Genomic DNA, 7,855 nt, shown 5'->3' with positions numbered 1-7,855 from the left:
TCGCCTCCGTCGCCGCCGAGTGCTGGCCGGCGGTCGTCGACTCGCGCGAGTGGCGCCGCTTCGTGCGCCGCGGCGAGGGCGAGCAGACCCCCTCGCGGCGCCGGCTCGAGCTCGGCGCCGACCGGGTCCGCGCGGTGCTGAGGAGGTCGGACCCGTGACCGCGACGCTGACCGGCGTCGGTCGACGCAGGATCGTCTCGGCCCTGGGCTGGAGCGCGCTCAGCACGATCGCGCTCCGGCTCGGCAGCCTGGGTCTCGGGATCGTGCTCGCCCGGATCCTCGCGCCGGAGGCCTTCGGCGTCTACGCCCTGGCACTCACCGTGCAGTCGGTGCTGATGGCGCTCTCGGACTTCGGACTCAGCACCGACCTGATCCGCTCGGCCGACCCCGAGCGCCGCGCCCCCACGGTGTCGGTGCTCGGGCTCGTGCTCGGCGGGACGCTCGGAGCGGCGATGGCCGCGGCGTCGCCGTCGATCGCGGCGATGACGGGATCCCCGGAGTCGGCGGGGGTGACGGCGGTCCTCGCGATCACCCTCCCGCTCGCGGGCGCCGGAGTCGCGCCGTACGCCGCCCTCCAGCGCCGGTTCGCGCAGCGCCCGCTGTTCCTCATCGCGGCCGTCGACTTCGCGGTGTCGACCACGATCACGCTCTCGCTGCTCGCGGCGGGCACCGGAGTGCTCTCCCTCGCGATCGCGCGGGTCGCGGCGCAGAGCTGCACCCTCGTGCTCCTCTTCCTCGCCGCCCGCGAGCGGCCGCGCTTCGGCTGGGACCGCTCCGTCGCCCCCTCCGCCCTGCGCTTCGGTCTGCCGGTGGCGATCGCCAACCTGATCTCGTGGGGCGTGCTCGGCACCGACAAGGTCGTGATAGCCGGGCTGATCGATCCGGTCGCCCTCGGCTACTACGTGCTCGCCTTCAACATCTCGACCTGGCCGATGACCGCGGTCGGCCAGGTGGTGCGCTCGGTCGCCCTCCCCGCGTTCTCGCGCGCACACGAGGAGGGACGGCCGGCCCCCCTGGCGGCCGCCGCCGGTCTCACCTGGGCGCTCGCCGCTCCGCTCGGCGCGCTGCTCGCGGTGCTCGCCGGCCCCCTGGTCGGCGTCGTCTACGGCGAGACATGGGCTCCCGCCGCGGGTGCGCTCGCGCTGCTCGGCTTCGTCGGCGCCCTGCGGGTGGTCTACGACCTCTTCAGCTCGGCCGCCCTGGCCCAGGGCGGGTCGGGCCGGGTCGCCGTCGTCCAGGGGGTGTGGCTCGCCTCGCTCACTCTCGCGCTCGTCCCCGCGGTGCTCCTCGGCGGCTTCGTCGGAGCGGCATGGGCGCAGATCGCCGTCGCGGCGCTCGTCGTCGGGCCGGCCTTCGTCTGGCTGCTGCGCACCATCGGCGCCGACCTCCCGGCCATCGGCCGCTCCCTCCTGCCTCCCGCGCTGGCCTCGGCGCTCGCCGCGGGTGCCGCCGCGCTCGTCCCCGTCGCCCTCGGCGCCGTCGGACTCGACGCCGACTGGCTCGCCCTCCTGACCGGGGCCGCGATCGGCGGTCTCGTCTACCTCCTGCTCCTGCGCACCTGGCTGCTCGGCCGCGTGCGCGAACTCTCCGCCTCCGACCGAAGGACCGCATCATGACCTACTCCGAGCCGATCGTCCCGCTCGCCGACCTGCACCTGCAGCACCTCGTCGTCGCGGACGTGGTCCGCGAGGGCTTCGACCGCGTCCTCGCCGAGTCGTCGTTCGTGCGGGGCCCCGATGTGACGCGTTTCGAGGAGGAGTTCGCCGCCTACTGCGGAGTCCGGCACACCGTCGGCGTCGGCAACGGCACCGACGCGCTCGAGCTGGCCCTGCTCGCCCTCGAGCTGCGCCCGGGCGACGAGGTCCTGGTGCCGGCGAACACCTTCGTCGCGACCGCCGAGGCCGTGATGCGGGCCGGGGCGACTCCGGTGTTCGTCGACTGCGACGACGATTACCTGATCGACGTCGCCTCCGCCGCCGCCGCGGTCACTCCGCGGACCCGGGCCGTGATGGCCGTGCACCTCTACGGACAGTGCGCCCCGGTCGAGCAGCTGGCGGCCGCCCTCGGCCCCGCGGTGACGATCGTCGAGGACGCGGCGCAGGCCCAGGGCGCGCGCCGCTTCGGGGCCCGGGCCGGCTCCCTCGGCGCGATCGCCGGGACGAGCTTCTACCCGGGCAAGAACCTCGGCGCCTACGGCGACGCGGGCGGAGTGATGACCGACGACGACGAGCTCGCCGCGGCCGTCCGCCGCCTCGGCAACCACGGCGGCCTCACCGCCTACCGGCACGAGGTGCTGGGCACGAACTCGCGGCTCGACTCGCTGCAGGCCGTGGTTCTCAGCGCCAAGCTGGCCCACCTCGACGAGTGGAACCGGCAGCGCCGCGAGGCCGCGGCCCGCTACGGCGAGCTGCTCGACGAGGTCGGCGGGCTCGCCCTGCCGCGCACGGCGGCCGGGAACGAGCATGTGCACCACCTGTACGTCGTGCGCACCGCCCAGCGCGACCGGGTGCGGGAGGTGCTCGGCGCGGCCGGCATCGCGACCGGTGTGCACTACCCGCAGCCGGTGCACCTGATGAGCCCCTTCCTCCGCGAGGGCCGGCCCGCCGTCGCCCTGCCGAACGCGGAGGCGTTCGCGGGCGAGCTGCTGACCCTCCCGCTGTTCCCGGGCATCACCGCGGCGCAGCAGGAGTACGTCGCCCAGTCGCTCGTCGGCGCGCTCCGGGTCGGGGCGCTGCGATGAGGACCTCCGCCGTTCCGGAGACAGCAGCGCGGTCGGGCCGGGTCGTCCCGGTGACGGCCGCCGACACGTCGTCCGCGACGGTCTCGGTGCTCATCCCCCTCTACAACTACGGGCGCTACCTCCGCGAGGCCACGGCGAGCGCCCTCGTCCAGGAGGGAGTCGACGTCCAGGTCGTGATCGTCGACGACCGCTCGACCGACGACTCGCTCGCGGTCGCCCGGACGATCGCTGCCGAGGATCCGCGGGTGACCGTGATCGCGAGCCCGCGCAACCGCGGACCGGTCGGGAGCATCCTGGTCGCGCTGTCGGCCGCCACGGGCGAGTTCTCGTGGTATCTCGACGCCGATGACGTGATCACTCCGGGAGCGCTCGCGCGCGCTGTCGCGGTCGCCCGGACCCACCCGTCGGTGGGTCTCGTCTACGGACACCCCCTGCACTTCACCGACGGCGCCGAGCGCCCGACGGCGCGCAGCACCTCCACGGCGTGGATCCTCTGGCGCGGTCAGGACTGGCTGCACGAGCGCTGCCGCACGGGTCTGAACGTGATCACCTCCCCCGAGGTGCTGGTGCGCCGCTCGGTCCTCGACCGCGTCGGCTGGCCGCGGCCGCTGCCGCACACCTACGACCTCGAGCTGTGGCTCCGCCTCTCGGCCGCGGCCGATGTCGCCTACATCCAGGGCGCCGACCAGGCCTGGCACCGCGAGCACGCCGGCAGCCGGTCGGACGTCGTGACGCCGCTCCGGGATCTGCGCGAGCGTCTGCTCGCGTTCGAGACCTTCTTCGCCGCTCCGGGCGGACCCCTCGCCGAGGCGGCCGAGCTGGAGGAGCTCGCCCGCATCGCCCTCGCGCGCTCGGCGCTCGAGCGGGGTGCGCAGCACTTCGACAGCGGAGGGGCGACCAGGGCCGAGCTCGACGAGCACCGGGAGTTCGCCCGGTCGGTCTTCCGCGACGCGGCCTGGCTGCCCGAGTGGGAGCGACTGCAGTCGCGCCTGCTCTCCCCGGAGCCGGGCGCGCGGTTCGCCCCGCGCTTCCTCTCCGAGCGGGTGGTGCGCCGACTGCGCACCGACCGGTCGTGGCGCCGCTGGCACCGCGAGGGGAGCTTCTGATGCGCGCTGTCCGCGTGCCCCGCGAACTCGTCCGCCGGCTCCGCACCACCGGGCGCCGAGACCTGGTGCAGCGCGCCGTGCGCGCCCTCGGCGACCGTGTCGGCGTCGGCGAGCTCGACATGCCGCTGCTCCCGGGCGACATCGCCGACTCGGCGACCCTCCGCCTGCCCGGGGCCCCCGGACCCGTCGAGGGCCCCGCCGCCCTCGGCTGGATCTGCACCCCTCCCGACCGCGGCTCCGGCGGCCACACGACCCTCTTCCGGATGGTCCAGGGGCTCGTGGAGCGCGGTCACCGCTGCACCCTCTTCCTCTACGACCGGCACGGAGCCGAGTTCGAGCAGCGCGCCGCGATCATCCGCGCGTCGTGGCCGTGGCTCGACGTCGACATCCGCAGCGCCGACGACGGCATCGTGGGGGTCGACGCCGCGATCGCGACCTCGTGGGAGACGGCGCACGTCCTCGCCACCCGAGGGACCGCTCCGATGGCGCGCCTGTACTTCGTGCAGGACTTCGAGCCGTTCTTCCACCCGCGGGGCACCCTCGCCGCGCTCGCGGAGGACAGCTACCGGTTCGGCTTCAGGATGATCGCGCTGGGCGAGATGGTGCGCTCGCACCTCGACGGGCTCGGGATCGAGAGCGACCTGGCGCCCTTCGGCTGCGACACCCGCACCTACACGCTGCAGAACGCCGACGGCGAGCGCTCGGGAGTCGTCTTCTACGCGAAGCCGTCCGCCGACCGGCGCGGCTACCTCCTGGGGCGCCGCGCGCTCTCCCTGTTCCACGAGGCGCACCCGACGGTGCCGATCCACGTCTACGGGACCGCCCCCGGCGCCTGGGACGTTCCGGTGATCGAGCACGGCACCCTCGCGCCCGCCGAGCTCGCCGCGCTGTACAACCGCTGCTCCGCCGGGATCGCCCTCTCGTTCACCAACATCTCGCTGGTCGCCGAGGAGCTGCTCGCCTGCGGCGTCGTCGCGGTGGTCAACGACTCGGTCGACGCCCGCGCCGACCTCCCGCAGACCGGCGCCGTCTGGGCCGCTCCGACGCCCGCGGGCATCGCGGCGGCTCTCGGCCGTGCCGTCGACCACCCCCGACCCGGCCGCGTGATCGCCGCCGGGGTCCGCCACGGCTGGGGCCCGGCTCAGGAGGTCGTCGAGCGCGTCGTGCTCGACGAGCTGCGCCGCCCCGCCCTCGCCTCCGCCACCGCACCTCTGGAGAACTGAACCATGACCCCCGATCAGATCCGGCGCGTCGTCCTCGGCGGCGCCCCCGTCGATCTCGCCCAGCACGACGAGGCCGTCCGCACCATCGCGGCGCGCGCGGCGTCGACCGACGACGCCCCGCTGGGCGTGCTCTCGGTCAACGTCGACCACGTCAACCACTTCGGGCACGGCGGCCGCTGGCGGCACGTGCTGGAGCAGCGCACCGACCCGGGCGCCGGCGCTCCCGCCACACTCGTGCTGCTGCCGGACGGGGAGGGGGCCGCGGAGTGGACGGAGGCCGCCTCCGACCGGACCGCCTCCGACACGACCCGGCCCGAGCGTCCCGTCGAGTGGCTCTCCCTCATCGACGGCACCCCGATCGCGACCCAGGCCCGGCGACTCACGGGAACCTCCTGGCCCCGGCTGGCGGGCAGCGACCTCATCGGCCCCCTGCTCGACCGCGCCGCGGTCGACGGCGTCCGCGTCGGCGTGCTGGGCGGCTCGGTCGAGGCGCAGGAGCGGCTGCGCACGCGGCTGGCCGAGGAGCGCCCCGATCTGGTGCTGGCCGGGCTCTGGTCGCCGACCCGCGAGCAGCTCGCCGACCCGGCCGCGAACGCCGGACTCGTCGAGGCGATCCGCGGCGCGGCCGTCGATCTGCTCATCGTCGGCCTGGGCAAGCCCCGCCAGGAGCTCTGGATCGACGAGCACGGCCCGAGGACCGGGGCGCACGTCCTGCTGGCCTTCGGCGCCGCGGTCGACTTCCTCGGCGGCTCCGTGCGGCGGGCGCCGCAGTGGGTCGCCGACCGCGGCGTCGAGTGGCTGTGGCGCCTGGCGCTCGAGCCGCGCCGTCTCGCCCGCCGCTACCTCGTCGAGGGCCCCCTCGCCTACGGCCGCCTGCGGCTGCACAGCACGACCACTGTCGATCGGGAGCCGAACGTGCACGGCGAGCGCCAGCCCGCCCTCCCCGCGGGCAGCGGAACCGAGCAGGGGCGCTTCGTCGGGCCGGGCGAGCCCGCCGACGTCGCCGCGCTCGTGGTGAGCTACCGCTCGGCCGCGAACCTCGACCGCCTGATCGCGAGCCTGCGGGAGGAGGCGCGGGGAGGCGTCCGCCTCCGCGTGGTCGTCGTCGACAACGCCTCCGACGACGGCTCGCTCGCCCGGGCCGCCGCGCACCCCGATGTCGTGGCCATCGACGCCGGTGGCAACGTGGGCTACGCCGCGGCCGTCAACATCGCCCGGAGGCACGCGGGCGACGCCGGCGCCCTGTTCGTGCTCAACCCCGATCTCGTCGTCCTGCCGGGTGCGATCCCCCGTCTCCTGGCCCGGATGGACACCTCGGAGGCCGGAATCGTCGTGCCGCTGCTGCGCGAGGCGAGCGGGGCGCCCGCCCGCTCGCTCCGCCGCGAGCCCACCCGGCTGCGCGCCCTCGGCGACGCCCTTCTCGGCGACAGGCTCCCGGACCGCCCCGCCTTCTCGAGCGAGACCGACAGCGACCCCGAGAGCTACCGGCACGCCCACGCGATCGACTGGGCGACCGGTGCGGCCGTGCTGATCGACTCGCTCGTCGCAGCCCGTCTCGGCGACTGGGACGAGCGCTTCTTCCTCTACTCCGAGGAGACGGACTACTTCCGCCGGGCGCGCGATCTGGGCGCCGCGGTGTGGTTCGAGCCGACGGCCGAGGTGGTCCACGAGCAGGGCGGCTCCGGGCAGTCGAGCGCGCTCGCCGCCCTGCTCGCGGTGAACCGCGTCCGCTACGTCGCGAAGTTCCACGGGGCCCTCTACACGGCCACCTTCCGGCTCGTCGTCCTGGCCGCGGAGACGGCGCGCGCCCTCCTCCCCGGCGAGCGCGGGCGGGCGCACCGCCGGGCCGCCGTCGCCCTCGCCGTCGGCCCGCACCTCGCGGGAGTGCCGAGTGCCGCGCCGAGCCGCTCGCCCGCGCTCCCCCACCCCACGGGCTCCGTGATCGTGCCCGCCCACGACGAGGCCGCCGTCATCGGGCGGACCCTCGCGCCGCTCGCGGCTGCAGCGGCAGCGGGATCGCTCGAGGTGATCGTGGTGTGCAACGCCTGCACCGATCGGACCGCCGACATCGCCCGCTCGTTCCCCGGCGTCTCGGTGGTCGAGCTCGCGGAGGCGTCGAAGACCGCGGCCCTCAACGCGGGCGACGCCGTCGCGACGTCGTGGCCGCGGCTGTACCTCGACGCCGACGTCGACGTCACGGCCGACGCCGTGTGGAACGTCTTCCAGGCGCTCACCCGCGGCGGGCTGCTCGCCGCGCGTCCGTCGGCGGTCCACGACGCGACGGGTGCGGATCCGCTCGTCCGCGCCTACTACCGCGCCCGCTCGCGGGTGCCCTCGCTGCAGACCGCCCTGTGGGGCGCGGGCGGCTACGCGGTGAGCGGCCCCGGGCACGACCGCATCGGCGCGTTCCCCTCGCTCGTCGCCGACGACGAGTACGTCGACGGTCGCTTCGCCCCCGCGGAGCGCGCGGTCGTGGCGTCGGCTCCGGCGGTCGTCCGGGTCCCGCAGACCACGGCGAGCCTGGTCGGGGTGCTGCGCCGCTCCCACCGCGGGACGGTGCAGCTGGCCGAGCAGGCCGCCTCCGGCGAGCGCCGTCGTGGACGGACCGCCCTCGCCCTGCTGCGCTCGGCGCAGGGCCCGCGGCAGCTCGCCGACGCGGCCGTCTACGCCGGCTTCGCCGTGGCGAGCCGGCTGCGCAGCGGGAGCACGACCGGGTGGACACGGGACGACACGACCCGCGTCGCTGCCCCGCAGCAGGACCCCTCGCAGCGCAGGGAGGTCTGAGCC

The 7,855-nt window shown here is 75.6% G+C and carries 5 protein-coding genes; all 5 read left to right on the top strand.

Going from position 1 to position 7,855, the window contains the following annotated elements; genetic code table 11:
* The first annotated feature begins 154 nt into the window (after window positions 1–154).
* The 5 genes from GRS92_RS13640 to GRS92_RS13620 are packed head-to-tail and all read left to right on the top strand — an operon-like array spanning window position 155 to window position 7,852.
* Entirely contained in the window at window positions 155–1,615 is a 1,461-nt protein-coding gene (locus GRS92_RS13640) for an oligosaccharide flippase family protein (RefSeq protein WP_159857262.1), read from the top strand.
* Complete coding sequence (locus GRS92_RS13635) at window positions 1,612–2,739, top strand: DegT/DnrJ/EryC1/StrS family aminotransferase (RefSeq protein ID WP_159857260.1); 1,128 nt, start codon at window positions 1,612–1,614, stop codon at window positions 2,737–2,739. Before GRS92_RS13640 ends, GRS92_RS13635 begins: the two co-directional genes overlap by 4 nt.
* Complete coding sequence (locus GRS92_RS13630) at window positions 2,736–3,845, top strand: glycosyltransferase family 2 protein (protein ID WP_159857258.1); 1,110 nt, start codon at window positions 2,736–2,738, stop codon at window positions 3,843–3,845. The genes GRS92_RS13635 and GRS92_RS13630 overlap by 4 nt, the downstream gene beginning before the upstream one ends.
* Entirely contained in the window at window positions 3,845–5,068 is a 1,224-nt protein-coding gene (locus GRS92_RS13625; protein ID WP_159857256.1) for a rhamnosyltransferase WsaF family glycosyltransferase, read from the top strand. Before GRS92_RS13630 ends, GRS92_RS13625 begins: the two co-directional genes overlap by 1 nt.
* Window positions 5,069–5,071: 3 nt before the next feature.
* Complete coding sequence (locus GRS92_RS13620; RefSeq protein WP_159857254.1) at window positions 5,072–7,852, top strand: WecB/TagA/CpsF family glycosyltransferase; 2,781 nt, start codon at window positions 5,072–5,074, stop codon at window positions 7,850–7,852.
* Window positions 7,853–7,855: the final 3 nt, after the last annotated feature.

Source organism: Rathayibacter sp. VKM Ac-2754, assembly GCF_009807095.1.
Lineage (GTDB): Bacteria > Actinomycetota > Actinomycetes > Actinomycetales > Microbacteriaceae > Rathayibacter.
The sequence above is the reverse complement of the archived record's forward strand: the minus strand, read 5'-3'. Positions and strand labels throughout refer to the sequence as shown.

Coding starts and splice junctions, on each gene's coding strand:
- GRS92_RS13620 (WP_159857254.1), top strand. CDS start 5,072: ATGACCCCCGATCAGATCCGGCGCGTCGTCCTCGGCGGCGCCCCCGTC.
- GRS92_RS13625 (WP_159857256.1), top strand. CDS start 3,845: ATGCGCGCTGTCCGCGTGCCCCGCGAACTCGTCCGCCGGCTCCGCACC.
- GRS92_RS13630 (WP_159857258.1), top strand. CDS start 2,736: ATGAGGACCTCCGCCGTTCCGGAGACAGCAGCGCGGTCGGGCCGGGTC.
- GRS92_RS13635 (WP_159857260.1), top strand. CDS start 1,612: ATGACCTACTCCGAGCCGATCGTCCCGCTCGCCGACCTGCACCTGCAG.